This window comes from Leifsonia sp. Leaf336, from assembly GCF_001423695.1.
Lineage (GTDB): Bacteria > Actinomycetota > Actinomycetes > Actinomycetales > Microbacteriaceae > Leifsonia.
Genome location: NZ_LMOZ01000001.1, coordinates 350,691 through 375,779, shown reverse-complemented (window position 1 = coordinate 375,779; position 25,089 = coordinate 350,691). Strand labels below are relative to the sequence as shown.

General features: G+C 68.0%; 22 protein-coding genes and 1 tRNA gene. 12 read left to right on the top strand and 11 right to left on the bottom strand.

All coding sequences use genetic code 11. From position 1 onward, the window contains the following. The first annotated feature begins 70 nt into the window (after positions 1–70). The 9 genes from ASF88_RS01760 (at position 71) to ASF88_RS20785 (ending at position 10,677) form a co-directional block, all read left to right on the top strand. A complete protein-coding gene (locus tag ASF88_RS01760; protein ID WP_055913385.1) occupies positions 71–1,738 on the top strand; it encodes a CocE/NonD family hydrolase in 1,668 nt (555 codons plus the stop codon). Further along, entirely contained in the window at positions 1,735–2,196 is a 462-nt protein-coding gene (locus tag ASF88_RS01755; RefSeq protein ID WP_055913382.1) for a DUF3237 domain-containing protein, read from the top strand. Before ASF88_RS01760 ends, ASF88_RS01755 begins: the two co-directional genes overlap by 4 nt. Positions 2,197–2,317: 121 nt before the next feature. Beyond that, the gene (locus tag ASF88_RS01750) at positions 2,318–3,928 is read left to right on the top strand and encodes an ABC transporter substrate-binding protein (protein ID WP_235493236.1); all 1,611 of its coding nucleotides are present in this window, start codon (positions 2,318–2,320) and stop codon (positions 3,926–3,928) included. 94 nt (positions 3,929–4,022) lie between these two features. After that, complete coding sequence (locus tag ASF88_RS01745; RefSeq protein ID WP_055913376.1) at positions 4,023–4,976, top strand: ABC transporter permease; 954 nt, start codon at positions 4,023–4,025, stop codon at positions 4,974–4,976. After that, entirely contained in the window at positions 4,973–5,836 is an 864-nt protein-coding gene (locus ASF88_RS01740) for an ABC transporter permease (RefSeq protein WP_055913373.1), read from the top strand. Before ASF88_RS01745 ends, ASF88_RS01740 begins: the two co-directional genes overlap by 4 nt. Beyond that, positions 5,833–7,512: a nickel ABC transporter ATP-binding protein NikE gene (gene nikE, locus ASF88_RS01735; protein ID WP_055913370.1), complete on the top strand. Its 1,680-nt coding sequence runs from the start codon at positions 5,833–5,835 to the stop codon at positions 7,510–7,512. Before ASF88_RS01740 ends, nikE begins: the two co-directional genes overlap by 4 nt. 10 nt (positions 7,513–7,522) lie before the next feature. Further along, a complete protein-coding gene (locus ASF88_RS01730; protein ID WP_055913367.1) occupies positions 7,523–8,008 on the top strand; it encodes a DUF3237 domain-containing protein in 486 nt (161 codons plus the stop codon). 22 nt (positions 8,009–8,030) lie between these two features. Then, positions 8,031–9,677 carry an amidohydrolase gene (locus ASF88_RS01725; RefSeq protein ID WP_055913364.1) on the top strand — a complete coding sequence of 549 codons (1,647 nt, stop codon included), beginning with the start codon at positions 8,031–8,033 and terminating at the stop codon, positions 9,675–9,677. Between the two features lie 451 nt (positions 9,678–10,128). Further along, entirely contained in the window at positions 10,129–10,677 is a 549-nt protein-coding gene (locus tag ASF88_RS20785) for an HNH endonuclease (protein ID WP_235493234.1), read from the top strand. Between the two features lie 184 nt (positions 10,678–10,861). On the opposite strand, the gene ASF88_RS01715 is transcribed toward ASF88_RS20785, so the two are convergent. Beyond that, positions 10,862–10,951: transfer RNA gene (locus ASF88_RS01715), tRNA-Ser, on the bottom strand. A 102-nt stretch (positions 10,952–11,053) separates the two neighbouring features. Here ASF88_RS01715 and ASF88_RS01710 point away from each other — a divergent pair. After that, positions 11,054–11,827, top strand: a complete 774-nt coding sequence (locus ASF88_RS01710) for an SGNH/GDSL hydrolase family protein (RefSeq protein ID WP_082518687.1) — start codon at positions 11,054–11,056, stop codon at positions 11,825–11,827. A gap of 10 nt (positions 11,828–11,837) precedes the next feature. Here the strand turns inward: ASF88_RS01710 and ASF88_RS01705 are convergent, their stop codons facing one another. The 6 genes from ASF88_RS01705 to ASF88_RS01680 all read right to left on the bottom strand — a co-directional run bounded on the left by ASF88_RS01705 (position 11,838) and on the right by ASF88_RS01680 (position 18,756). Then, on the bottom strand, positions 11,838–12,761 hold the full coding sequence (locus ASF88_RS01705; protein WP_055913361.1) for an alpha/beta fold hydrolase: 924 nt from the start codon (positions 12,759–12,761) through the stop codon (positions 11,838–11,840). A 161-nt stretch (positions 12,762–12,922) separates the two neighbouring features. Next, a complete protein-coding gene (gene radA, locus ASF88_RS01700) occupies positions 12,923–14,284 on the bottom strand; it encodes a DNA repair protein RadA (RefSeq protein ID WP_055913358.1) in 1,362 nt (453 codons plus the stop codon). A gap of 124 nt (positions 14,285–14,408) precedes the next feature. Further along, complete coding sequence (locus tag ASF88_RS01695) at positions 14,409–15,044, bottom strand: hypothetical protein (RefSeq protein WP_055913355.1); 636 nt, start codon at positions 15,042–15,044, stop codon at positions 14,409–14,411. Positions 15,045–15,089: 45 nt separating this feature from the next. Further along, entirely contained in the window at positions 15,090–15,605 is a 516-nt protein-coding gene (locus ASF88_RS01690) for an amino-acid N-acetyltransferase (protein ID WP_055913352.1), read from the bottom strand. A gap of 78 nt (positions 15,606–15,683) precedes the next feature. After that, entirely contained in the window at positions 15,684–18,206 is a 2,523-nt protein-coding gene (locus ASF88_RS01685; RefSeq protein WP_055913349.1) for an ATP-dependent Clp protease ATP-binding subunit, read from the bottom strand. A gap of 127 nt (positions 18,207–18,333) precedes the next feature. Further along, on the bottom strand, positions 18,334–18,756 hold the full coding sequence (locus ASF88_RS01680; RefSeq protein ID WP_055913346.1) for a hypothetical protein: 423 nt from the start codon (positions 18,754–18,756) through the stop codon (positions 18,334–18,336). A 74-nt stretch (positions 18,757–18,830) separates the two neighbouring features. On the opposite strand from ASF88_RS01680, the gene ASF88_RS01675 reads away from it, so the two are divergent. Next, positions 18,831–19,814 carry a pirin family protein gene (locus tag ASF88_RS01675; protein ID WP_055913343.1) on the top strand — a complete coding sequence of 328 codons (984 nt, stop codon included), beginning with the start codon at positions 18,831–18,833 and terminating at the stop codon, positions 19,812–19,814. 21 nt (positions 19,815–19,835) lie between these two features. Here the strand turns inward: ASF88_RS01675 and cls are convergent, their stop codons facing one another. Continuing rightward, on the bottom strand, positions 19,836–21,299 hold the full coding sequence (gene cls / locus ASF88_RS01670) for a cardiolipin synthase (protein ID WP_055913340.1): 1,464 nt from the start codon (positions 21,297–21,299) through the stop codon (positions 19,836–19,838). Between the two features lie 70 nt (positions 21,300–21,369). Next, positions 21,370–21,543, bottom strand: a complete 174-nt coding sequence (locus ASF88_RS20780) for a hypothetical protein (protein ID WP_200935216.1) — start codon at positions 21,541–21,543, stop codon at positions 21,370–21,372. Between the two features lie 130 nt (positions 21,544–21,673). Between ASF88_RS20780 and ASF88_RS01665 the strand changes: the two genes are divergently transcribed. Next, positions 21,674–22,498 (top strand): cytochrome c oxidase assembly protein, encoded by an 825-nt coding sequence (locus ASF88_RS01665; RefSeq protein ID WP_082518686.1) that lies wholly within the window; start codon positions 21,674–21,676, stop codon positions 22,496–22,498. A gap of 113 nt (positions 22,499–22,611) precedes the next feature. On the opposite strand, the gene lysS is transcribed toward ASF88_RS01665, so the two are convergent. Then, complete coding sequence (gene lysS / locus ASF88_RS01660; protein WP_055913337.1) at positions 22,612–24,120, bottom strand: lysine--tRNA ligase; 1,509 nt, start codon at positions 24,118–24,120, stop codon at positions 22,612–22,614. 56 nt (positions 24,121–24,176) lie between these two features. Continuing rightward, entirely contained in the window at positions 24,177–25,052 is an 876-nt protein-coding gene (gene panC / locus ASF88_RS01655) for a pantoate--beta-alanine ligase (RefSeq protein WP_055913335.1), read from the bottom strand. Between the last annotated feature and the right edge of the window lie 37 nt (positions 25,053–25,089).

Below are 25,089 nucleotides of genomic sequence, written 5' to 3'. Positions count from 1 at the left end.
AGCGACTCCGTAGCGTGACCTCACCGTGATCATCCGTATGGAATGAATCCGACCGTCTCGAAGGAGAGAAATGCCTGAAGTTCTGCGCCTGTCCTCGGCCCCTGAGAGTGCCCTCTCGGTCCCGGCCCGGGTCCGCATGCGCGACGGCATCCTCCTGGCGGCCGACGTATATCTGCCTGGCCCGCCCACTCAGCTCGACGCGACACCGGGTGACACCATCCTTATCCGTTTGCCCTACGACAAGTCGGGCAAATACTGCTTCATCCCGCAGATCGCCAACTACTTCTCACGCCATGGATACCGTGTCGTGGCGCAGGACGTGCGCGGAAAATTCCGCTCCGAGGGCGAAGCGCTGCTCTTCGTGAACGAGGTCGACGATGGCTACGACACAATCCAGTGGATCACGCAGCAGCCCTGGTCGAACGGACGCGTCGCGATGTGGGGGGACAGCTATTACGGTTACACCCAATGGGCAGCGGCGGCGAGCGGTCATCCCGCGCTCAAGGCGATCTCGCCGCGGGTAACGGGCACCCAACTCGGCGAGCCGGTGCACCGGAACTCCGGCGATCGCACCCGGCCGGTCGAGTGGGCCGTGACCTACATGTACCCGCTCACGCAGTTCTTCGGCCGGGATACGTTCCAGTGGGAGCCGGACTGGTCGCGCCGCGATTTCGCGGCCCAGGCCGAGGAGTTCATGGCGCAGGTCGGCGAGCGCGGAGTGTCTTACGACCAGTGGTATCCGCGTCCCGTCCACCTGCCGCGCTTTCCGGAGGGCGACCCCTTCGCCGGCCGTTCTGTACCAGTGCTGCACACCATCGGCTGGTGGGACAACTGCGCTCCGCTTTCGTGGGCGGACGTCGAGCACATCGCGCGGCACCCCCAGTGGGATGCGCACCACTTCCTCCGGGTCGAGCCGATCGACCATGAGAGCTTCCAACTGCTCGACGCCGACGACGACCGCACGTGGGACCGGAGCGATGAGCAGATCCATGCCCTCCTCCCGCGGACGCTCGACCCCGCTCTGGAGTTCTTCGAGGTCTTCGTGCGCCGCAACGGCACGGTGGCCGACATCCCCCGGGTGTCCTGGAACCTCGCGCACACCGACGGGATGCGCGAGAGTGCGACGTGGCCACCGGCGGGTGCGCGCGCCGTCAGCCGCTTCGCTTCGGCGACTGGAGCGCTGCTCTCCGAGCGCCCGGCCGAGGCGTCCACGGCGAACTGGACGCACAACCCTGACCACCTAGTCCCCTCCAGCGTGCCCGATGCCTTCTCGTACCTGCTCACCCGTCCCGACGAGGGACCCATCGGGCAACGGCCCGACGTTCTCCGATTCGATTCGCTGCCGGTAGCGGCCGATGTCGATCTCGCTGGGCCGGTGCGTGCACGAGCCCAGATCCACTCCAGTGGCCCGGTAATGGACCTGTTTGTGCGGGTGCTCGACGTGGCACCCGACGGCACCGCGCTGCGCATCGCCCGCGGTCAGGTGCAGATGCTAAATGCGTGCGAACCGGGCGTGGTGGAGGTCGACCTCGGTCAACTCGGCTACCGGCTGCGGGCGGGCCACCGGCTGCGCGTGCACGTGTCCAGCAGCGACTACCCCGAGTTCCTGCCCCAGACCGGCACCGGTGCCGACCCCTGGACCTGGGGTGAGACCGCGACGAACACGCAGTCCCTCACCCTCGGCGGAGACGACGCCTTCGCCCTGACCTTCACCGTCCTGGAAGGAGAACTGCCGTGATCGAGCCCCGGCTGGAATACGTCTTCGAAATCCGCGCCCAAATCGCCGCGGACCTGCACATCGGTCGCGGCCCGGAGGAAAAGCTCGCGTTCACGCCCGTCACGGGTGGGACCGTCGCCGGGCCACGATTGAACGGGGAAGTCCTCTCCGGCGGCGGCGACTGGGCGGTGGAGCGGTTCGGCACGGCGCAGCTGGAAGCGCACTACCTTCTCCGCGCTGACGACGGCGCCGTCATCGACATCCTCAACCGGGGGTACTTCCGGGCGTCCCCGGCCGTGTGGGAGCGCATGGAGCGCGGCGAGAACGTCCCCGAAGACGAACCGGAACTCTACTTCCGCACCGCGCCGGTCTTCCAGACCGACGCACCCCAACACCGCTGGCTCGCGGAGAACCAGTTCGTGGGCCTGGCCCGCGACGAAGACGGGGCCGTCTGCGTCCGCGTCTTCCTCCTCACATAACCGAACAGAATCAGCAACCGAACGGCTCCTCAACCGAACTAAGCGATACACCCGACAACGACCCCGACAGAAGGACAGCAGCATGAAACGAACAGCAGTCTCGGTAGCAGCGCTGACCTGCGTGGCAGCGCTCACGCTCGCCGGATGCGCGCCCCGCGACAACGGCTCCGACACCAGCAGCTCCAGCGGAAAGCTCACCATTGTCGACTCCCAGCCGGCGGGCACCAAAACCGTCGACAAAGTGACCTGGGCCATCGTCGAGGGCGAGCCCGCGACACTCAACCCTGCCGCGTCCGCCAACCTGATCATCCCGAACCTGTGCGACAACCTCCTCACCCTGCAGCCGGACTACTCCATCAAACCCGGAATCGCCAAGAGCGCCGAGTTCGTCAATCCCACGACCTTCGTCATCGAACTGCGCGACGACGTGAAGTTCTGGGACGGAACCCCCGTCACCGCCGACGACGTCGTCTATAGCCTTGGCCTCAACATGAACCCAACCTCGCAGTGGTACGGGGCGTTCGCACTGGTCAACCCGGCTCCGGGTCAAGGCATCGTCGCTACCGGACCCCATGAAGTCACTGTTCATTTCGTAGCACCCGACTCCGCCTTCCGAGACGCGTTGTCCGGCCAAGGCGCTGCCGTCATGGAAAAGGCGTACGGCGAAAAGGTGGGCGCGGCGCTCGGCACAGCCGACGGCGGCCTGATGTGCACCGGTCCCTACGAGCTAGCCAAGGGTGGCTGGAAGGCCGGCAGCGAGATCGACACGACCGCCAACCCCAGCTACTGGAACGGCAAGGTGCTCGCCAAGAACCTGAACTACACGTTCGTCTCCGACGGTTCCACACTTACCACGGCGCTCACTCAAGGCGAGATCGACGGTGCCATCAACGTGCCGCCGAGCTCACGGAGCGCGTTCCAGGGCGGCGCCGGCACGCTGACGATCGGGCATTCCACCGCCTCCTACGGTTTCGGGCCCGCCTCAGCTACCGGGCTGGCGGCGAACCCGAAGATCCGCCAAGCGTTGAGCATGGCGATCGACCGGCAGCAGTACATCGACACCGTGGTCAACGGCCTCGGCTACGTGCAAAAGACGATCGTCCCGGAGTTCTCGTTCCAGACCATGCAGGAGGCCAAGACCTACCAGGCCGGATACGACGCACTACCGACCCCGAAAGTCGACATCGCCGGCGCGAAAAAGCTGATCAAAAACAGCGGAGAGGACGTCAGCAAGCCGCTCGTCGTGGCGGTTCCGGCAGGGGCGACGCAGTTCCTGCAGACGGCGACGATTATGCAATCTGCCGCCAAGCAGATCGGCCTTAGCATCAAAATCGATGAGATGCAGGCCTCCGACTTCGGAGCACTCTTCTACGACCCGACAAAACGGCAGGGAGTCGACTTCGTGGCCACTCAGGGCTATCTCGAGACGCCCGGCGTCGTCGGGTACCCGTCGCTGTTCGTTCTCCCCGCCGACAAGGGAGGCGTCTTCAACTGGAGCAACTACAGCAACCCTGAGGTCACGCAGCACATGCTGGCGGCACGGAGCGCGACAGACCCGCAGACGGCGGCGAACGAATTCGTCTCCGCTCAGAAGATCTTCGCGCCCGACCAGCTGCAGACCACCCTCGCCGGCACGTATCAGCTCACCTACCTCAACAAGAAGCTAACCGGCGTGACGACCTCCGTGGCCGCCTACGACAGCCCCTGGGCCCTGCGCCTGGGCGGCAAATAGAAACCTGGGGAGGGGTCGCCACCGCTACGGCCCCTCCCCACCCGACCAACGGAAACGCACCAATGACCACTTCGGACACAGAGAGGAGAAGCGGATGAACACCGTCGCCAGAACACTGCTCGGCAGGCTCGGCGGACTTGTGCTGACACTATTCCTCGCGAGCATCGTGATCTTCTCCGCGACCCTGCTGGCCGGCGACCCCCTCGCCGCGCTGGCAGGCGGCGCGAAACCGACTCCCGAGCTCATTGGGCAGATCCGCGCGTCGTATCACCTCGACGATCCGCTCTGGACCCGCTACTGGCTGTGGCTCACCGCCGCCCTCCACGGCGACTTCGGCACCTCGTTCGTCTACAAGACGGACGTCATGACCCTGATCGCACCCCGGTTCGCGATCACTCTCGAACTGGTGCTCCTGACCGTCATACTCATCCTCGTCTTCGGCGTAGGCTCGGGTATCCTGGCCGCCATCCGCGGCCGAGCGGTCGACCGGACGGTGTCGATCCTGACCTCGCTCGGGATGGCGCTGCCGACGTTCGTTGTTGCCATCCTCCTGATCTGGATTTTCGCGAAGACCCTCGGCTGGTTCCCGGTTTACGGCGCGGGCACCGGCGTATGGGATCGCGCCTGGCATCTCTTCCTGCCCGCGGTGTCCCTTGCCGTCCTCTTCATTGCCTACATCAGCCGGGTGACACGCAGCTCGCTCGTGGCGCAGCTGCACTCGGAGCATGTCGACACCGCACGCGTGCGCGGCATCCCCCGCAGCCGGGTCTTTACCGTCCATGTCTTCCGCAACGCCTCGCCCCAACTTCTCGCGATCGCCGGAACCACCATCGCCGGGCTCTTCGCCGCCTCCGCGATCGCCGAAGTCGCGTTCGGCATCGGCGGCATCGGATCGCTGCTGGTCCAGGCAGCTAGCCGCGCTGATCTGCCGGTCGTTCAAATCGTGTCCCTAATCCTGGTCACCATCTTCGTGGTGCTAAACGCCCTCGCCGACCTCGTCAGCGCCCTGATCGATCCGTCCAGCATCTCCGGAGGGAGCCGAGCATGAGCGTCGCACAGATCGCCCGCGGGCGTGTTCCCCACGCCGCCAAACGCGCAGCCTCCCGAGACTGGCTCGTCATCGGCGCGCTGGCCGTGCTGGCCGTGCTGACAGTAGGTGCGGTACTCGGCCCCTGGATTGCGCCGTACGACCCGAACCAGCTGTACACCGGACCGATCAACGGGCCGTCCAGCCTCGCGCACCTGTTCGGCACCGACGACCTCGGCCGCGACATCTTCTCCCGCGTCCTTGTCGGAGCCCAGACCAGCCTGTTCGCCCCTGTCTTCGTGGTCATCCTGTCCACGGCGCTCGGTGTCTCCGTGGCGATCGTCGGCGCCTGGTTCGGCGGCTGGGTCTCCGGAGGCATCGCCCGCATCGTCGACGTGATCTTCGCGATCCCAGGATTGGTCATCGCCGTCCTGGCAGTCACGATCTTCGGCAAGGGGCTCGCTGCCCCGATCGTCGCGCTCTCAATCGCCTACATCCCTGTCGTCGCACGCCTAACTCAGACCGCCGCCTCCCGAGAGATCGGCCGCCCCTTCATGGCCGCGCTCCGCGTACAAGGCGTATCGGGCCCCGCGATCTGCTTCCGGCACCTCGTCCCCGCGCTCGTCCCACTCGTCGCCGCTCAGATGGCCGTCGGCTTCGGCTACGCAATGCTGGATCTCGCCGCGATCTCCTTCCTCGGACTCGGCCAGCAGCCCCCCGCACCCGACTGGGGATCAATGATCGCCAGCGGCCAACCCGGCATCCTGGCCGGCGCACCCGAGCAATCGGTCTACCCCTCAATACTCGTAGTCGTAACGGTGCTCGCCGTCGGCATCGTCGGCGCTCGCGTCACCGTCTGGGCCGAGGAGAAGGAACAATGAGCCATCCTGTCCTCGAACTCCAAGATCTCGACATCTTCGCCCCCGCCGCCGACGGCCCCCGTCAGCTCGTCTTCGGAAGCTCCCTCACCGTCGGCCGCGGCGAGGCCGTGGGCCTCGTCGGGGAGTCCGGGTCAGGCAAGACACTCACCGTCCGCGCCGTCGCCGGGATCCTCCCGGACGGCTTCACAACCTCCGGCACGATCCGGATCGACGGGCAGAACCTCCCCACGCTGGGCGAGCGCGATCTGCGCGCGCTTCGTGCGCGTCGGCTCGGGATGGTCTTCCAGACTCCCCGCGCACACCTCAACCCGCTTCTCACCATCGGCGAGTTCCTGACCGAGGCGCTCGTCCACGTCGCGGGCGAGAAGCGCGCGCAGGCCGAACAGCGGGCGTGCGAGCTGCTTGACGAGGTCGGGATCACCGATCCCCGCCGACGGCTGCGCCAGCATCCTGCCGAGCTGTCCGGCGGCCTGCTCCAACGTGTGATGATCGCCGCGACGCTGGCGATGGACCCGGACATCCTGCTCGCCGACGAGATCACCACCGCGCTCGACGTGACGACGCAGGAGGAGGTGATGGCGGTCATCGCCGACCTGCGGACGCACCGCGAGCTGTCGCTGCTCTTCATCACCCATGACCTCGCCCTTGCCGGCGCCGTGTGCGACCGCGTGACCGTGATGCAGCACGGGCGCATCGTCGAAACCCTCCAGGCGAGCACGATGCGCCGCGACGCCACCGAGCCATACACGCGGACACTCATGTCGGCAGCGCTCGACGAGACTCCCCCGATAGCTTCGGACAACGAGGCTGCCGCGCCGATCCTGACGATCGACGGCCTGCGCAAGACCTACCGGATCCGCGGCGCTGACGGAGGGAAGGAAACCCTCATCGCCGTGGACGACGTGTCGCTCGAGGTGCTCCGCGGCGGATCCGTCGGTATTGTCGGCGAGTCGGGCTCGGGCAAGTCGACCACCGCACGGGTCCTCCTTGGACTCGAGCATGCCAACGCCGGAACCATCACCGTCAACGGCCAGGAGTGGAGCCAGCCCGCGCGTACCGGCCGCGAACGCCGTCAGCGCGCCAAGATCGCGCAGATGGTCTTCCAGGACCCCTACCAGTCCCTCGACCGCCGCCAGACGACAAGGCAATGCCTGACCGAGGCGATCCGCGTGCACCGCCCACACGACACGAAAGCCGCCATCGCCGAACGGGTGACGGAGCTTATGTCGCAAGTGCACCTGGACGAAGCACTGCTGGACACCCGGCCGCGCGCGCTGTCCGGCGGTCAGCGCCAACGCGTCGCGATCGCGCGCGCCCTGGCCGCCGACCCCGCCCTGCTCGTGCTGGACGAAGCCGTCTCGGCCCTCGACGTCACGACCCAGGTAGAGATACTCACCCTGCTCGACCGGATCCGACGGCAGACCGGGGTGACACTGCTGATGATCACACATGACCTCACCGTTATCAGACGGCTCTGCGACCAGGTCATCGTCATGCGCAACGGCCGCGTTGAAGAACGCGGCACCGCCGCCGACATCCTCGACGCGCCACAAGCGGAATACACCCGCCTTCTTCTCGACTCGATCCCACGCGAGGGCTGGACCCCTCAGCGACAGCGCCTAGGACGAACCCGAGCACTTCCAGCCATAACCAGCAGCAAGACGCGTCGAAAGTAGGGCACACCTCATGCCAGCACCACTGATGGAACCCGCCTTCGAGTACTGCTTCGAGCTGCGCTGCCAGGTTGACGAGGCGCTGCCGCTCGGAGGACAAATGCCAGGCGAAGGACTGCACTTCGCCCGGGTATCCGGCGGCTCGTTCGACGGGCCACGGCTGCGCGGGACGATCCTCGACAGCGGCGGCGACTGGTGGCAGGGCAAAGGGCTCACTGTCCGGCTGGACGCCCGGTACGTGATCCAAGCCGATCTCCCAGAGACAGGCGCGCGCGCCGGCGTGGAAGTGGTCAACCGCGGAATCTGGCGCACCGATGCTGCCACGTTCGAGCGAATGCTCGCGGGCGACCACGTGCGCGAGGAGGACCTCTACTACCGCACCGCCTTCCAGTTCCGCACCGATCACCCCGATCTGCAGTGGCTGGTGGAATCCCAGTTCGTCGGCTACGCCCGCGCGGAGCCCGGTCTCGTCGTCATCCGCGTCTTCCGCCTTCTCTGATTCCCGCGAAAGGAACCCCAACATGAGCTCCGCAGACCTAGTTGTCTTAAACGGCCACGTATTCGACGGAAAGGTGCGCACCTCCTCCACCGCAGTGGCTGTGTCAGGCGACCGCATCGTGCGCGTCGGTTCCGACGAAAGCGTGAGCGAACTCATCCGCGATTCCACGCGTGTGATTGAAGCCGACGGCGGAATCATCCATCCCGGGTTCGTCGATGCGCACGTGCATGCCGCATTTGCCGGTGTGGAACGTTTGAGTCTTGACCTCACACCGGCCCGGAGCGTCGAGGAGACGCTCGACCTCATCCGGCAGGCAGCAGCTCACAGCGACGACACGTGGATCACAGGTGGAGGCTGGGACCACGAACTCTTCCCAATGCCCACCCGCCACGCGCTCGACGAGATTGTCGCCGATCGGCCCGTCGCCCTCAGCGACGCCGGCCACCACACCCTGTGGGTCAACACGAAAGCGCTGGAGCTCGCCGGGGTGACCCGCGACACCCCGCAACCGCACGGTGGGAACATCTACCTCGACGATGCGGGCGACCCAATCGGCTACCTCAACGAGACCGCGGCTGAGCTCGTCGGTCGGGTCATTCCTCCGGCAACAGACGACGAGATTTACGCCGGCCTGCTGAACGCGCAAGATCACCTGTGGTCGCTGGGCGTCACGGGCTGGCACGAAGCAATCCTCGGTGAGTACAACGGAAAGGCCGATGCCACAGCCGCGTACGTGCGAAGCATTGCAGACAACACACTGCGAAGTGACACGTCGGGTGCCCTTTGGATTGAGCGTGGACTCAAAAAAGAGGATGTGGCAGCGCTTGTGGCCCACTTCATCGATCTTCGCGAGACCAACGCGACCGCAGGCTTTTCCACCTCAACCGCGAAAGTCATGATCGACGGGGTCCCCCATGGCGAAACCGCGGCGCTCCTGGAGCCCTACTACAATCACGCCGATGGTTTCGCGGGCGAACTGCATTTCGACGAGGAGACGATCTTTGCCTTTGTCACCCAGCTCGACGCAGCAGGGTTCGCCATGCACCTGCATATCATGGGCGATCGGGGAATCCGCGTGGCCCTTGACGCGATCGAGGCGGCACGCATCGCAAACGGCGCTGGCCCCCAGCATCACATCGCCCATCTGTCCATGGTTCGACCGGAGGACGCCGTACGTTTCGGACCGCTCGGAGTAACGGCCAACATGCAAGCTCTGTGGGCAACGCCAGACCCTTACCTGGCAGGGTTGATCGGTGAAGAACGGATGCACGAAGGCTATCCGTTCCGGCTGATCGCAGAAGGCGGCGGCGACCTCGCCATGGGATCAGACTGGCCGGTGTCGCCTGCCGACCCCTGGTTGGCCATCCACGTAGCCGTCAACCGGCAAGCTCCGCGTCCGGTCGCGAGCAACGCGACTACACACCTTGCGGCTTCACAAACCGCGACGCTGGATGCCGAGCACCAGGCCCTCAGCCTGGAGCAGGCGCTTAGTGCATACACGAATGGATCCGCCGAACTCGTCCTTGCGCGGTCGGCCCGCATCCGCGTCGGGGAGCGTGCGAATCTAGCCATCGCCACCGCGGATCCGTTCGAACTGCCGCCCGACGCCATCGGGTCGGTGCAAACGGCCGTCACCGTCGTTGCCGGAGAGGTCGTCTTCTCACGCTGAACGTCGCAACTGTCGGCTCGATGCGCTCTCCCGGCGATACGCGTTTCACATTCGATAGCACCGGTGCAATCGGCAGAAGAGCTCTCGAACGCGAGAACCCTCGCCACATCCGAGGCCGATAGCGTACCCTGCTGTCTGCGTCATTAGGGGCGCGATCGCAAGAGCGGATCGCAACGGCGGAAACGACGGCGCCATCCTCAAACTCGTCGACGCTCTCGGCTACTCCTTTGACTCGTGAGTACTAGCGAGGCGCAGACGGTGAAATTGCAGAGATGAGCCGGCGGAACAATGCACTCGCCGTCGACTTAGCCTTGGAGGTCATCGCGCGTAAGGATGTCCTCGAAGGCCGACCTCATCCACGCGGATCGCGACCGCGGCGAACGCCGCAACCGCACGTCCGGCCAGCACGCTCGCCCGCGAGTCGAAGTTCGAACGCCTTAGGCGTGCTGCGTTGCTACGCCCTCTTTCCGATCCGGCAGCCGATCATAGCGAGCTGAACCAGCTCCGTTCCCTCCACTCGCTTTTTGCAGACTCCACTCGCTGCGCATCAATCGAGCCACCCGCGTTCATTCTCAAGCACTACTCCGACGAGTTCATGGGACACGTTGGAGTGGAACTTTCTCCGATCACCGTTCCGTACCCGGTCTACGCCTTCGAGTACGTCAGCGCCGGCGGCAACAGCTCCCAGCGAAGCACGGTCACGCTGAATACCCAGACCATCGACGCCCTCGTTGAGACGATTTCGCAGAAGATAAAGTTCAACAAGTCCGCGGCCGGCCAGCGAGCGTTGATGACCGCGCGGCTCCGAACCTTCATAAAGACGAGGGATCAGCACACTTGTCGAAACTGTTCGGTCTCGCTCGCGACTGAACCTCACCTATTGCTCGAAGTCGACCATGTCATTCCCGTGTCGAAGGGCGGAATGACGACCGAGGACAATCTGCAGACACTGTGCTGGCGATACAACCGGACCAAGTCGAACAAGATCCTGCCCGTCTGAACCGGCACGAGCGGGGCTGCTGATACGTCATTCCCGAACCGAGATTGAAGTGAGTCGGCTGTTCGTGGGCCCGCCGTCCGGCCGGCCCCGAACGAGATGTAGTCAAATGTAGTCAACCGGCTCTTGGCCTACATGCAAAACGCCCCGGATCCCTGTATTTTCAAGGAATCCCGGGGCATTTTCATGGCGGTACCGGTGGGATTTGAACCCACGGTGGGCTTTCACCCACACAACTTTTCGAGAGTTGCACCTTCGGCCGCTCGGACACGGTACCGCAGGCGAGTTTACTGGAACGGCGGCGAGGTCGCCAATCGAGCGGGTGGCGCGTGCGGGCGACCCCCAGCCGGGCCGCGAAACAGCGGGGTACGCTGCGGGGATGGGGTTCCTGAAACCGGCTTTGTGGGTGAGCGGCGCCCTCGCCGTCGCGACTGCGACGACGGCCGCCGTTCGGGCGGGGCTCGCCCAGCATCAGGCGCGGCTGGAGGCCGGTCGGGAGCGCATCAATCAGACACTTCCGGTCCATTCGGCCTGGTGGCGGGAGCACGCGCACACCGAGGGCGAGATCCTCTACGTTGCGATCGGCGACAGCGCGGCGCAGGGCATCGGCGCGTCCGTGCCGCGCAACAGCTACGTCGGCATCATCGCCGACCACATCCGCGCCGCGACCGGGCGCAGCGTCCGCGTGGTCAACCTGTCGGTGTCAGGGGCGACGGTCGCGCTCGCGGTCGCCGACCAGCTTCCGCGGTTCGCCGGGTACGAGCCCGACCTGGTGACCGTGTCCATCGGCGCGAACGACATCGCCGACTTCGACGCCGACCGGTTCCGGGAGGGTATCCGGGGAGTTCTGGATGCCGTGCCCTCCGACGCCGTGGTGGCCGACCTGCCCTACTTCTACTTCCCCGCCAACGAGAGGAAGGTCGCCGTCGCGAACACGATCCTCCGCGACGAGGCCGGCGAACGCGGGCTGACGGTGGTGCCACTCCACGAAGCCATGCGCCGGGAGGGGATCCGCGGGGCGATCACCCAGTTCGCGGAGGACTGGTTCCATCCCAACGATCACGGCTACCGGGTATGGGCGTCGGCTTTCCTCCCCGCGGTGCTCGAGCGGGCCACGACGAAATTCCCGAGGCGTCCTCCCGTCGACGCCTGACCGCTCCGCCTCACGACTTGGTGCCCGGCGCGAGGTGCGACAGCACGCGACCCCACGCCTGCGCGATGACCAGGTGGCCGACGCCGGGAACCATCTCCATCCCCGCATCCGGGATCGCCTTCTGATACCAGGCGGCGTGCGCGTTCCCCGCGATCGGGTCGGCCTGACCGCCGATGATGAGCGTCTTGGCCTGCACGTCTCCCGGGTCGAAGCCCCAGGGCTGCGCGGTGTAGCTGAGCACGTCGCCGGCGACGCCGACGGGTCCCTGCCGGAACGCATCGATCAGCATTCGGCCGAGCCGGTCGTGGAGGCCGGGGCGCTGCAACGCCCCGGCGTCCGCCGGCCCCGCGCCCAGCAGGTCGAGCGGAACCGCGCCCTCACCGTCGGCAGCGTTGACGGCGTCCGCCTGCCCCTGCATCATCCCGGACAGCCGACTCAACGCGACGTCCGGCGGCTGGTGGCCCAGCTCGTCCGAGAGCTTCTGCAGCTCGGGTGGGATCCACTGCACGTGCTCGTTCGGCGCCGGCGTCGCGACCACTGCGACCCGGTCGACGAGGTCGGGATGGCGTGCCGCGAAGGCGAGCGCCACGCGGCCGCCGGCCGACCAGCCCGCGATGCCGATGGTCGGCGGCCGGTGGACGCCGATCGGACCCTCGAAACGCTTCATGTCACGGATGTACTCGGCGATGTCGTCCGCGGCGCGGACGATGCTGGGCCAGGTGCCGAACGGCCACGGGTCGCTGGAGCCGTAGCCCGGGCGATCCAGCGACACGATGTGGACGTCGCGGTTCGCCGACTCGTCGGGGTCGGGATCGAACACCGACGAACCCGGCGCCGGATGGCAGAACACGACGACGCGTTCTGCGACGGGGTCGCCGAGGGTGGTCACGCCGACGCGCCGGCCAGAACGGAGGGTGAAGGTCAGGTTGGCCATGCCGTCATTGTGCTCCGCACAGCCGACACGCAGTACCCCATCCCGCGCGCGACGGTAACGGAGGAGATCCGGTGCGACGCGCCGTGGGCCGAAGGCTTCGGGAGGAGATCGGACGCGGTCGCGGCGATTTCTCCTCCGTTCCCGGCGACGACGGGCGACGCTCAGAACGCGGCGTCGAGCTCCCGCTCGCGGGGGGTGGCAGCCGCCGAGAAGGCGACGCGGAGAGCCTCGCGCACGGTGGCGCTGCGCTCGTCGATGCGGGTGGTGAAGCCGAGCCGGGCCGCCTCGGCGGTGCGCTGCTTGCCGCTGGTGACGGGTCGGATCTCGCCGGCGAGGCTGATCTCACCGAAAGCCGCGAGCGTGTGCGGGATGGCGCGGTCGCTCGCGGCCGACGCCACCGCCAGAGCGATGGCGAGGTCGGCGCCGGGCTCGGCGAGCCGCACCCCGCCGACGGTCGAGACGTAGACATCCTTGTCGCCGAGACGGATGCCGGCGCGGCGCTCCAGCACGGCGAGCAGCATCGCGACGCGGGAGGAGTCGACGCCGTTGGTCACCCGCCGCGGATTGGGCGCGGTGGTCGCCACGACCAGGGCCTGCACCTCCACCGGCAGCGGACGCCTGCCCTCCATCGCCACCGTGACGCAGGTGCCGGAGACCGGAGTCGTCGTGCGGCTGAGGAAGAGGCCGCTCGGGTCGGGCACCTCGGCGATGCCGTCGCCGGCCATCTCGAAACAGCCCACCTCGTCGGTCGGCCCGAACCGGTTCTTCAGCGCTCGCACGAAGCGGAGCGCCGTCTGACGGTCGCCCTCGAACTGGCACACGACGTCGACCAGGTGCTCGAGCAGCCGCGGGCCGGCGATCGAGCCGTCTTTGGTGACGTGCCCGACGATCAGCACGGGCAGGTCGCGCTCCTTGGCCACGCGGATGAGCGTGCTCGCCACCTCACGCACCTGGCTGGGGCCTCCGGCGATTCCCTCGCCCGAGCTGCTCGACACGGTCTGCACCGAGTCGACGATCACCAGGGAGGGCCGCACCGCGTCGATCTGCCCGACGATGGTCGCCAGGTCGGTCTCGGCGGCGAGGAACAGCTGATCGTGGAGGGCGCCCGTGCGCTCGGCGCGCATGCGCACCTGGCTCACCGACTCCTCCGCGCTCACGTAGAGCACCGGCCGGCCCTCGCGCGCAGCGCGGGAGGCCACCTCGAGCAGCAGAGTCGACTTGCCGACCCCGGGCTCCCCGCTCAGCAGGATCGCCGCGCCGGGCACGATGCCCCCGCCGAGCACGCGGTCGAACTCGCCGATGCCGCTCGGCCGCCGCCGCGCCGGCTCCATGCCGATCTCGGTGATCGACCGCGCAGCGCGGTCGGCGCCCACGTTCACCGGCGTCAGCGAACGCAGCACCCCTGTGCGCGCCGCCGCCTCTGCCACCGTGCCCCACTCCTGACATTCGCCGCAACGCCCGACCCACTTGACGGTCGTCCAGCCGCACTCGGTGCAGCGGTACGACACAGCGGCTTTAGCCACGGCACCTCCTCGGTCGGGCCGGTCGATCCGGCGCCTCCCACACTACGGGCGGCCACCGTCACTCGCCGGAGGATCGCGGAACTCGTGGAGAAGGGCCTTCAGGCCGCGCTGTGGAGGAGAAGCGTCACTGCAGGATGAACTGCTTGGTCGTCGGCGACGTGATGCCCGCGACCGACACCTGTAGGTGATACGACGCGCCTCCCGCGGGAACCTGCTGCCGCTGCGCCTGGCACGTGGCCGGGTCGGATCGCGTGCGGTCCCAGGTGATCGGCGTCTGCGACGAGATGGTCTTGCCGGGCTGCAGGAGCACCTGCGCGTCGACCTTGGAGGCCTGGCAGTCCGTCGACTTCCAGTAGACCTCCGAGCCGCTCGTGATGGTGAAGACCTGCTGCGACGTGCCCGCGTCGATGACGCACGCGGACGAACCCGTGTTGGTCAGCGCGACCGAGAGCTGCGGCAGCTGCGCGGCCGCGTACTGGGCGGCGTCGGTGACGGCCTCCACCTTGACGTCGGTCGGCTTGCACTCCTGGCCGCTCGCGCTCGCGCTGGAGGTCGGGATGCTGGTCGCCGCGGCCGGAGCCGGCGTCGACGAGTTCGTGCTGACCGGGGCCTTCGCGGGCTCGCCGCTCGACGAACCGGGCCGCACCACGATGAGCACGACCGCGACGATCACGGCGACGAGGCCGATCAGGACGATGAGCCTCCGGCGCCAGTAGACGCTGCTCGGCTGAGGGCCGACAGGGCGCTTGAACGTCGACATGCCCGAAGGTTAGCCCCGACGTGCGACACGCCGACGCAGGCGCGCTCAGAGGTGCTTCAACATGCGCGTGTTTCCCAGGGTGTTGGGCTTCACGCGGGCCAGATCGAGGAACTCGGCGACGCCCTCATCGGTGGAGCGGACGAGTTCGGCGTACAGCGTCGGGTCGACCGTCTCCGTTCCCATGTCTTCGAAGCCGTTGCGCTGGAAGAAGGGCACCTCGAACGTCAGGCAGAACAGCCGGCTGAGCCCCAGCTCGCGCGCGTCGCCCTCCAGGCGGGCGAGGAGGGCGCGGCCGACCCCGCGGCCGAGCCATGGGTCGGCGACGGCGAGGGTGCGCACCTCGGCCAGGTCGCTCCACATCACGTGGAGGGCGCCGCAGCCGATCAGCTCGCCCTCGGCGGTCTCGGCGACGCGGAACTCCTGCACCGACTCGTAGAAGGTCACGGCCTCCTTGCCGAGCAGGATGCGTCGCTGCACGAGCGGCTCGACAAGCTTCTGGATGCCGGGAACGTCGCTCGTACGCGCCCTCCGAACCACATACGCGCTGCCGTCACCACTCACCCTCCAACCCTACCGACCCCGAGCACGACGAAGGGCCGGCCCCCGCGTGCGCGGAGGCCGGCCCTGGTGCCGAGTGGGTCAGTCGTTCGCGGCGAGATCCGGGGTGACCGGGCCGGTGCCGATCGCCGCGGCGGCGTTGACGCCAGCGCCGACCGACTCCTGACGAGCCGTCGTGGTGAACACGAACTCGCCGTTCTGGAAGTCGACGTGGACGTGGTCGCCGGCGTTCAGCTCGCCGTGGAGGATCTTCTCGCTGAGACGGTCCTCGATCTCGTGCTGCACCGCGCGGCGCAGCGGCCGGGCGCCGAGCGTCGGGTCGAAGCCGACCTCGATCAGTCGCTCCTTGGCGGGGACCGCCAGCTCGATCGTCATGTCGCGGTCGAGCAGCCGGTCGGAGAGGCGCTTGATGAACAGATCCACGATCTGCAGAAGCTCCGCCTTGTTCAGCTGCGGGAACACGATGATCTCGTCGACGCGGTTGAGGAACTCCGGCTTGAAGTTCTTCTTGAGCTCCTCGTAGACCTTGCCGCGCATCCGGTCGTAGCCGGTGGTCGGGTCGCCCTCGATCTGGAAGCCGACGGGGCCGCCGGAGATGTCCTTCGTGCCGAGGTTCGTGGTCATGATGATCACGGTGTTCTTGAAGTCGACGACGCGGCCCTGGCCATCCGTCAGACGTCCCTCCTCCAGGATCTGGAGCAGCGAGTTGAAGATGTCGGGGTGCGCCTTCTCGATCTCGTCGAACAGCACGACGCTGAACGGCTTGCGGCGGACCTTCTCGGTGAGCTGGCCACCCTCCTCGAAGCCGACGAACCCGGGAGGGGCGCCGAACAGCCGGGAGACCGTGTGCTTCTCGCCGTACTCCGACATGTCGAGCGAGATCATCGCCGACTCGTCGTCGAACAGGAACTCCGCGAGCGCCTTGGCCAGCTCCGTCTTACCGACACCGGTCGGGCCGGCGAAGATGAACGAGCCGGAGGGACGCTTCGGGTCCTTCAGACCGGCGCGCGTGCGGCGGATCGTCTTCGAGAGGGCCGCGATGGCCTCCTCTTGGCCGATGACGCGCTGGTGCAGCGCCTTCTCCATGTAGACCAGACGGGCCGACTCCTCTTCGGTGAGCTTGAACACCGGGATGCCGGTGGCCTGCGCCAGCACCTCCGCGATCAGGCCCTCGTCGACCTCCGCCGTCGTCTTCACGTCGCCCGAGCGCCACTGCTTCTCGAGGCGCAGCCGCTCGCCGAGGAGGTTCTTCTCCTCGTCGCGGAGGCTCGCGGCCTTCTCGAAGTCCTGGTCCTCGATCGCGGCCTCCTTCTGGGAGCGCACGGCGGCGATCTTGTCGTCGAACTCGCGCAGCTCCGGCGGCGCCGACAGGATCGACAGGCGCAGGCGGGCGCCGGCTTCGTCGATCAGGTCGATGGCCTTGTCGGGGAGGAAGCGGTCCTGGATGTAGCGGTCGGCCAGGTTGGCAGCCGCGACGATCGCGCCGTCGGTGATGGACACCTTGTGGTGCGCCTCGTAGCGGTCGCGCAGGCCCTTCAGGATGTTGATCGCGTGGGGCAGCGACGGCTCGGCGACCTGGATCGGCTGGAACCGGCGCTCCAGCGCGGCGTCCTTCTCGAAGTGCTTGCGGTACTCGTCGAGCGTGGTGGCGCCGATGGTCTGCAGCTCGCCGCGGGCCAGCAGCGGCTTGAGGATGCTGGCCGCGTCGATCGCGCCCTCCGCAGCGCCCGCGCCGACGAGGGTGTGGATCTCGTCGATGAAGGTGATGATGTCGCCGCGGGTGCGGATCTCCTTGGTGACCTTCTTGAGGCGCTCCTCGAAGTCGCCGCGGTAGCGGGAGCCGGCGATCAGGGAGCCGAGGTCGAGCGTGTAGAGCTGCTTGTCCTTCAGCGTCTCCGGCACGTCGCCGCGCACGATCGCCTGGGCGAGGCCCTCCACGACGGCGGTCTTGCCGACGCCGGGCTCGCCGATCAGCACGGGGTTGTTCTTGGAGCGGCGCGACAGGATCTGCATGACGCGCTCGATCTCTTTCTCGCGCCCGATGACCGGGTCGAGCTTGTTGTCGCGAGCGGCCTGCGTCAGATTGCGGCCGAACTGGTCGAGGATCTGGCTACCGGCCTGCGCGGTGGTCTGATCGTTGCCTCCGACCTGGACCTGCTCCTTGCCCTGGTAGCCGGAGAGGAGCTGGATGACCTGCTGGCGCACGCGGTTGAGGTCGGCGCCCAGCTTGACGAGCACCTGGGCGGCGACGCCCTCGCCCTCGCGGATCAGGCCGAGGAGGATGTGCTCGGTGCCGATGTAGTTGTGGCCGAGCTGGAGGGCCTCGCGCAGGCTGAGCTCGAGGACCTTCTTGGCGCGCGGCGTGAACGGGATGTGGCCGGTCGGCTGCTGCTGGCCCTGACCGATGATGTCCTGGACCTGCTCGCGGACGGCGTCCAGCGAGATCCCGAGCGACTCCAGCGCCTTGGCGGCAACACCCTCACCCTCGTGGATCAGGCCGAGCAGGATGTGCTCCGTCCCGATGTAGTTGTGGTTGAGCATCTTGGCCTCTTCTTGGGCCAGGACGACGACGCGTCGAGCGCGGTCGGTGAATCTCTCGAACATCTCTACTCCTCTCGACACCGTTGCAGGGTCGGTATCGATACATCGAGGGTAACCGCGGGTCGCCGGGCTGCGGAGTCATGTTCGCTGGAGGCGCACGTCCGCGTCGTGCGCGCGGGCGGCCTCCCGGTCAGCCGCGCAGGGCCGGGATGGTGAGAGTCGTGTCGGGCAGCTTGACCGTCACGTCCGAGGTCGTGGTCACGCCGCTCGGCCTCGCGAACGCGGTGGTGTGCGGCACCAGGTCGTGCGTGCAGACCCCGCCGGACGCGGGGGCGAGCATGGCCTCCAGCTGGTTGGAGGCCACGACCTTGACCGACTGCACGGTCGGCGGGCAGGTGGAGCTGCCGTAGAGGACGATCCCGAACTGCTTGCCGCTCTGCATCCAGGTCGCCCAGGAGGCGCCTCCCGCGCTGCTGGCCGGCGCTTCGACGCCCTTCGGTTCACCCGCGTAATCGCTGACGGGCTTCACCTGCGTGCTCGAGCAGCCGGCGAGCAGCAGTGCTGCGGCGGCGACGGCGATGAAGGAGGTCAGAGGGCGCGCTGCTCGGTTCACGCGCTCATTCTAGGTGCCTCCGGATGTGTTTTCGGGGGGCCGGCGCGGGGCGCGCGGGAGCCTAGGATGCCGCTATGAGCAACCTCGAACGCGACCCGGTGGAGGTCCTGGTCGGCGACGACGCGGTGGTCGACGACGCCCGGGTGGAGATCCTCGAGCCGAGGGAGGTGCCGCTCGGCGGCCCCCGCGCGATGACCGTGAGGCGCACCCTCCCCCAGCGCCGCCGCTCGCTGATCGGCGGTTGGTGCTTCGTCGACCATTACGGGCCGGACGACGTGTCGGCGACCGGGGGGATGCAGGTGCCGCCGCATCCGCACACCGGCCTCCAGACCGTGAGCTGGCTGTTCGAGGGCGAGATCGACCACCGCGACAGCGTCGGCAGCCACGCGCTGGTGCGGCCGGGCGAGCTCAATCTGATGACGGCCGGGCGCGGGATCAGCCACTCGGAGGTGTCCACACCCGGGACGCAGCGCCTGCACGGCGTGCAGCTGTGGGTGGCGCTGCCGAGCGCCTCCCGCGACGTGGCGCCCTTTTTCGAGCACCACGTCCCTGTGGCGTCGATGCTCGGGAAGGCGACCGTGCGGACGTTCGTCGGGGGGCTCGCGGGCAGCGGCACCTCCGCGACCGTGTTCTCGCCGCTGGTGGGCGCCGAGCTGCTCGTGCCGGCGGGAGCGCGCGTCACTGTGCCGCTCGATCCGTCGTTCGAGCACGGAGTGCTCGTCGATGCGGGGGACGTGACGGTCGACGGCTCCCCGGTGCCGCTCGCGCACCTCGCCTACCTGTGCCCCGGCCGCGATGCGCTGGAGGTCGCGGCCGGTGCGGACAGCCCGGCGCGCCTCCTGCTGCTCGGCGGCGAGCCGCTGGGCGAGGAGATCGTGATGTGGTGGAACTTCATCGGCGGCAGCCACGAGGACGTCGTCGCGGCCCGCGCCGAATGGCAGCGCGACGTGATCGACGGCGAGGACCCGGACGGCCGGTTCGGGACCGTGCGCGGCTTCGACGGCGCGGCCCTGCCGGCGCCGGTGCTGCCGACGGTGCGGCTGAAGCCCCGCGGCTAGCCGGTTGGGGGCGGCGACGCTCTACTGCAGGGCCGACGTCAGGCGGGCGAGGTTGTCGAGGACGGTCGAGCGCAGCGGCTGGCGCATCCACTCCTCGAGGGTGAGCTCGCGGCTGTCGCGGCGGTAGCCGTCCTCCACCTCGCGCATCGCCTCCACGAACGAGCGGCCGCGCACCATCAGCGAGACCTCCATGTTGAGCAGGAACGAGCGCATGTCCATGTTGCTCGACCCGATCACGGCGACGTCGTCGTCGATCGTGAAGTGCTTGGCATGGAGGATGTACGGCGCCTTGTACATCCAGATGCGCACGCCCGCACGCAGCAGCGCCTCGTAGTACGAGCGCTGGGCGTGGTAGACGAGCGCCTGGTCGCCGATCTCGGAGACGAACAGCTCGACGGCGATGCCGCGCTGGGTCGCGGTGGTGATGGCGGTGAGCATCGCCTCGTCCGGCACGAAGTACGGCGACGTGATGACGATGCGCTCCTGCGCGTAGTAGAGCAGCGCGAGGAAAAGCCGGAGGTTGTTCTCGCCCGCGAACCCGGGCCCGGAGGGGACGACCTGCGCATCCAGCTCGTCCGGGTCGATCTCGTCGGTGATCGGCTCGGTCTCGCGGCGGAGCAGCTCGTCGGTCTCGCTGTACCAGTCGGTGATGAAGATCGCGTTCAGACCGGCGACGATCGGGCCCTCGAGCCGCACGAGCAGCTCTTTCCACTTGAGCCCGCGCTTGATGTTCGACTTCTTGTTGTAGCTGCGGTCGATCACGTTCTGCGATCCCATGAACCCCACCCGGCCGTCCACGATGAGCAGCTTGCGGTGGTTGCGCAGGTCGGGACGCTGATACCGCCCCTTGAAGGGCTGCACCGGGAGCATCAGGTGCCACTTGGCGCCCATGGCCGTCAGCCGTTCGATGGTGGCCTTGTAGTCCGGCGTACGCCGGGACGCGATGTGGTCGAGCAGCACGCGCACGACGACGCCGCGCTTCACCGCGGCCTCCATCGCCTCGAAGAACGGCGTGGTGGTCTTGTCGAGCGTGAGGATGTAGAACTCGACGTGCACGTAGCGCTTCGCGTCGGCGATCGCGGCCGTCATCGCCGCGAGCGACTCGTCGTAGTGCCCGATGAGCCTGGCACGGTTTCCGCCGACGAGCGGCATGGCGCCCAGGTTGCGGTTGAGCTCGACCACCGACTCCAGCCACGGAGGCCACGGGTGGTCGCGGCGCACCCGCTCGATGCCCTCGGTGCTGTCGATGATGAAGCGGTTGATCTCGTCCTGCTTCTCGCGCCGCTTCTTGGGGAGCTTGTAGCTGCCGATCAGCAGGAAGAACAGCACGCCGATGTACGGGATGAGGAAGATCGCCAGCAGCCAGGCCGTCGCCGAGGTGGGCTTGCGGTTGCGCGGAACGACGATGATCGCGATGACGCGGATGACGAAGTCGACGAGCAGAAGCACCACCACGATCGTCGTGGTCAGGAAACCCGCGTCCATTCAGGCCCCCTCCGGCGTTCTCGCGTCGAGGACTGGGATGAGTGCCCTCTCACGCCTACCGTAGCGGGCGCTAGCTCTTGGGAGCGAGACCGCGCCGGGCGCGCTCCTCAGCCTCCATGCGGGAGTAGACCTTGCGCTCGGTGCGGTCGGCGCGCACGATCGCGCGCATGATCAGCCAGAACAGCAGGCCGACGAGCACGGTCGGGGCGAGCGCCCAGACGATTCCACCGATGATGTCTCCCATAGCGGGATAATGGTACCTCCCGTACATGTAAGTTCTGACCCGCCTCTGGCCGACCTTTTCCCGGAGCTGTACCACGCCTCCCTTCCTCGTCTTCCTCACCACGTGGTCGTTCGACCCGGCGGCCGCGATCGTGCTCGTCGCGGCGGCCGTGCTCTACCTCGGCGGTGTGCGGTCGCTCCGCCGGCGCGGTCACCACTGGCCGGCCCGTTTGACGGCCATGTACTTCGTGCTCGGCCTCGGTTCGTACGCGGTGATCTCGTTCGGATTCCTCGGCGCGGAGAGTCACGAGCTGCGCTGGGCGTTCACGACCCGGATCGCGCTGCTGCTCTTCGTCGTGCCCGGGCTCGTCAGCCTCGGCAGGCCGATCGCGCTGGCCCGCGCCGCGCTCGGCGCGACGGGGCAGCGCCGCACCGACCGCTTCCTGCGATCGCGCCCGGTGCGGCTGTTCGGCAACGCGATCTTCGCGACGGTGTTCGCGTGCGTGGCGTTCATGATCTTCCTGACGCCGATCGCGGCCGTGCTGCGCGACAACCCCTGGTCGGAGTGGACGATCTCGGTGCTCGTCCCGCTCGCCGGACTGCTCATGGTGCTGCCGATCGCGGCCCACTCGGTGCTGCGAACGAGCTTCTTCATCACGGTGGAGTTCCTGCTCGCGTTCGTCGCGATGATCCTCGACGCGATCCCCGGCCTCCTGCTGCGCCTCAACGACGCGGTGCTGGACCACGCCCCTGCGGTCGTCGGGAACGTGCCGTTCTGGTTCCCGAGCGCCCTGCACGACCAGCACTTGTCCGGCGACTTCCTGTGGTTCATCGCCGAGGTCGCCGACGTGCCGGTGCTGGTGCTGCTGTTCGTGCGCTGGATGCGGCTCGACCGCCGCGAGGGCAAGAAGCTCGACGAGCTCAGCGATGAGGAGATGGAGGCGCTCACTCAGGCGCACCTCCGCCAGCACGGCTGACGCGGCGGTGTCCCGCACCGCCGCTCTCTCGCATCGAAGGGCACGCAAACGCCCCTAAAACTGGGTTTTAGGGGCGTCTACGTGCCCTTCGGCGGGTGGTGAAGCGCGGGGCGCTACTTGACCAGCGGAAAGAGGATGGTCTCGCGGATGCCGAGGCCGGTGAGGGCCATCAGGAGGCGGTCGATGCCCATGCCCATGCCGCCCGTCGGCGGCATGCCGAACTCGAGGGCACGCAGGAACTCCTCGTCGAGGCGCATCGCCTCGTCGTCGCCGGCCGCCGCCAGGCGGGCCTGCTCGATGAAGCGCTCACGCTGCACGACGGGGTCGACCAGCTCGGAGTAGCCCGTCGCCAGCTCGAAGCCCCGGGTGTAGAGGTCCCACTTCTCGACGACGCCGTCGCGCGAGCGGTGGGCGCGCACCAGCGGGCTGGTGTCGACCGGGAAGTCCATCACGAAGGTCGGGCGCACGAGCCCCGACTTCACGTGGTGCTCCCACAGCTCCTCGACGTACTTGCCGGGCAGCGGGTGCGGCACCTCGATCTCCGCCTGGGCGGCGAGCTCGCGGAGGCGCGACATGGGCGTCTCGGGCGTGATCTCTTCGCCGATGGCCTCCGAGAGGCTGTCGTACATGCGGATGCGGTCCCACTGGCCGCCGAGGTCGTACTCGGTGCCGTCGGCCCAGGTGACGACGTGCGAGCCGGAGATCGCGACGGCGGCGTCCTGGATGAGCTGCTGCGTGAGGTCGGCGATGGAGTTGTAGTCGCCGTAGGCCTGGTAGGCCTCCAGCATCGCGAACTCGGGCGAGTGCGTCGAGTCGGCGCCCTCGTTGCGGAAGTTGCGGTTGATCTCGAACACCCGGTCGATGCCGCCGACGACGGCGCGCTTCAGGTACAGCTCGGGCGCGATGCGCAGGAAGAGCTCGGTGTCGAACGCGTTGGAGTGCGTGACGAACGGGCGGGCGGAGGCTCCGCCGTGCATCACCTGCAGCATCGGCGTCTCGACCTCCACGAAGCCCTGCGCGGCGAAGGTGCTGCGCAGGCTCGCGACGGCCGCCGCGCGGTCGAGCACATTGCGGCGCGCCTGCTCGCGGGCGATCAGGTCGAGGTAGCGCGAGCGCACGCGCGTCTCCTCGCTGAGCTCGTTGTGGAGGTTCGGCAGCGGCAGGATCGCCTTGGACGCGATCTCCCAGCCGCGGACCATGATCGACAGCTCGCCGCGGCGGCTGGAGATCACCTCGCCCGAGACGTACACGTGGTCGCCCAGGTCGACGAGCTCCTTCCAGCGGACGAGCGACTCCTCGCCCACCTCGGCGAGCGAGAGCATCGCCTGGATGCGGGAGCCGTCGCCGGACTGCAGCACCGCGAAGCACAGCTTGCCGGTGTTGCGCTGGTGCACGACGCGGCCCGCGAGGCCGACGGTCTCGCCGGAGGCCTGGTCGGCCTCCAGGTGGCCCCACGCGGCGCGCACCTCGGGGATGGTGGTGGTCACCGGCACGTGCACGGGGTAGGCGCCGCCGCCCGCGTCGCCGGCCTCGGCGATCAGGCGCTCGCGCTTGGCCAGCCGGACGGCCTTCTGCTCGCTGATCTCGTCGTCGGTGAGGTCGGTGGGCGGCGCTTCGGTCATGGTGTCTTTCCGTTCCGGCGGGTGGCGGTGTGTGTCGGTGGTTCGGGAGGCTGCGCTCAGCCCAGTGCGATCCTGGCGTTGTCGATCAGGCGGGTGGAGCCGACGCGCGCGGCGATCAGCAGCAGTGCCGGGCCGTGGAGGTCGGCGCCCGCCTCGAGGAACGTGTCTTGATCGACGATCGCGAGATAGTCCAGTTTAACGACCGGCTCGGCCTGCACGCGCGCGGTCGCGGCGGCGAGCGCGGCCTCAACCCCGGCCGACGCGGCCTCTGCGCCCGCGGCGAGCGCCTGCGACAGCGCGACGGCCGCACGACGCTGGTCGTCGTCGAGATAGCGGTTGCGGCTCGAGAGGGCGAGCCCGTCGTCTTCGCGCACGGTGTCGACCACCGCGATGGTGACCGGGAGGTCGAGCTCGTCGACCATGCGGCCCACCAGGTGCACCTGCTGGGCGTCCTTCTGGCCGAAGACCGCGACATCGGGCTGGACGATGTTGAGCAGTTTGGCGACGACCGTGAGCATGCCGTCGAAGTGCCCCGGCCGCGACGCCCCTTCGAACATTCGGCCGACGTCGCCGGCGGTGACCCGGGTGGAGGTCGCTCCGTGCGGGTACATCTCGGCGGCCGTGGGCGCGAACACCAGATCGGCGAGGCCTTCGAGGGCCTCCACGTCGGCGTCGAGCGTGCGCGGGTAGCGGTCGAGGTCCTCCCCCGGCCCGAACTGCAGCGGGTTGACGAAGATCGAGACGACGACCAGGCCGCCGAGGTCGCGCGCACGGCTCACGAGCCGCAGGTGGCCGCGGTGCAGCGCGCCCATCGTGGGCACGAGGACCACCCGGCCGACCGGTGCGTCGACCGGGCCGTCGAGGGCGGCCTCCCGCCTGGCGCTCGCGACACGCTCGCGCAGCTCGGCGATGGTGGTCACGACGTCCGGCATGAACGGGTCTCCTCTGTGCTGGTTCGGTACTGCGCTG

Excerpts from the sequence above, each read along its gene's own strand:
- ASF88_RS01760 (WP_055913385.1), top strand. The coding sequence starts at position 71 with ATGCCTGAAGTTCTGCGCCTGTCCTCGGCCCCTGAGAGTGCCCTCTCG.
- ASF88_RS01745 (WP_055913376.1), top strand. The coding sequence starts at position 4,023 with ATGAACACCGTCGCCAGAACACTGCTCGGCAGGCTCGGCGGACTTGTG.
- ASF88_RS01740 (WP_055913373.1), top strand. The coding sequence starts at position 4,973 with ATGAGCGTCGCACAGATCGCCCGCGGGCGTGTTCCCCACGCCGCCAAA.
- nikE (WP_055913370.1), top strand. The coding sequence starts at position 5,833 with ATGAGCCATCCTGTCCTCGAACTCCAAGATCTCGACATCTTCGCCCCC.
- ASF88_RS01730 (WP_055913367.1), top strand. The coding sequence starts at position 7,523 with ATGCCAGCACCACTGATGGAACCCGCCTTCGAGTACTGCTTCGAGCTG.
- ASF88_RS01725 (WP_055913364.1), top strand. The coding sequence starts at position 8,031 with ATGAGCTCCGCAGACCTAGTTGTCTTAAACGGCCACGTATTCGACGGA.
- ASF88_RS01710 (WP_082518687.1), top strand. The coding sequence starts at position 11,054 with ATGGGGTTCCTGAAACCGGCTTTGTGGGTGAGCGGCGCCCTCGCCGTC.
- ASF88_RS01705 (WP_055913361.1), bottom strand. The coding sequence starts at position 12,761 with ATGGCCAACCTGACCTTCACCCTCCGTTCTGGCCGGCGCGTCGGCGTG.
- ASF88_RS01695 (WP_055913355.1), bottom strand. The coding sequence starts at position 15,044 with ATGTCGACGTTCAAGCGCCCTGTCGGCCCTCAGCCGAGCAGCGTCTAC.
- ASF88_RS01685 (WP_055913349.1), bottom strand. The coding sequence starts at position 18,206 with ATGTTCGAGAGATTCACCGACCGCGCTCGACGCGTCGTCGTCCTGGCC.
- ASF88_RS01675 (WP_055913343.1), top strand. The coding sequence starts at position 18,831 with ATGAGCAACCTCGAACGCGACCCGGTGGAGGTCCTGGTCGGCGACGAC.
- cls (WP_055913340.1), bottom strand. The coding sequence starts at position 21,299 with ATGGACGCGGGTTTCCTGACCACGACGATCGTGGTGGTGCTTCTGCTC.
- ASF88_RS20780 (WP_200935216.1), bottom strand. The coding sequence starts at position 21,543 with ATGGGAGACATCATCGGTGGAATCGTCTGGGCGCTCGCCCCGACCGTG.
- lysS (WP_055913337.1), bottom strand. The coding sequence starts at position 24,120 with ATGACCGAAGCGCCGCCCACCGACCTCACCGACGACGAGATCAGCGAG.
- panC (WP_055913335.1), bottom strand. The coding sequence starts at position 25,052 with ATGCCGGACGTCGTGACCACCATCGCCGAGCTGCGCGAGCGTGTCGCG.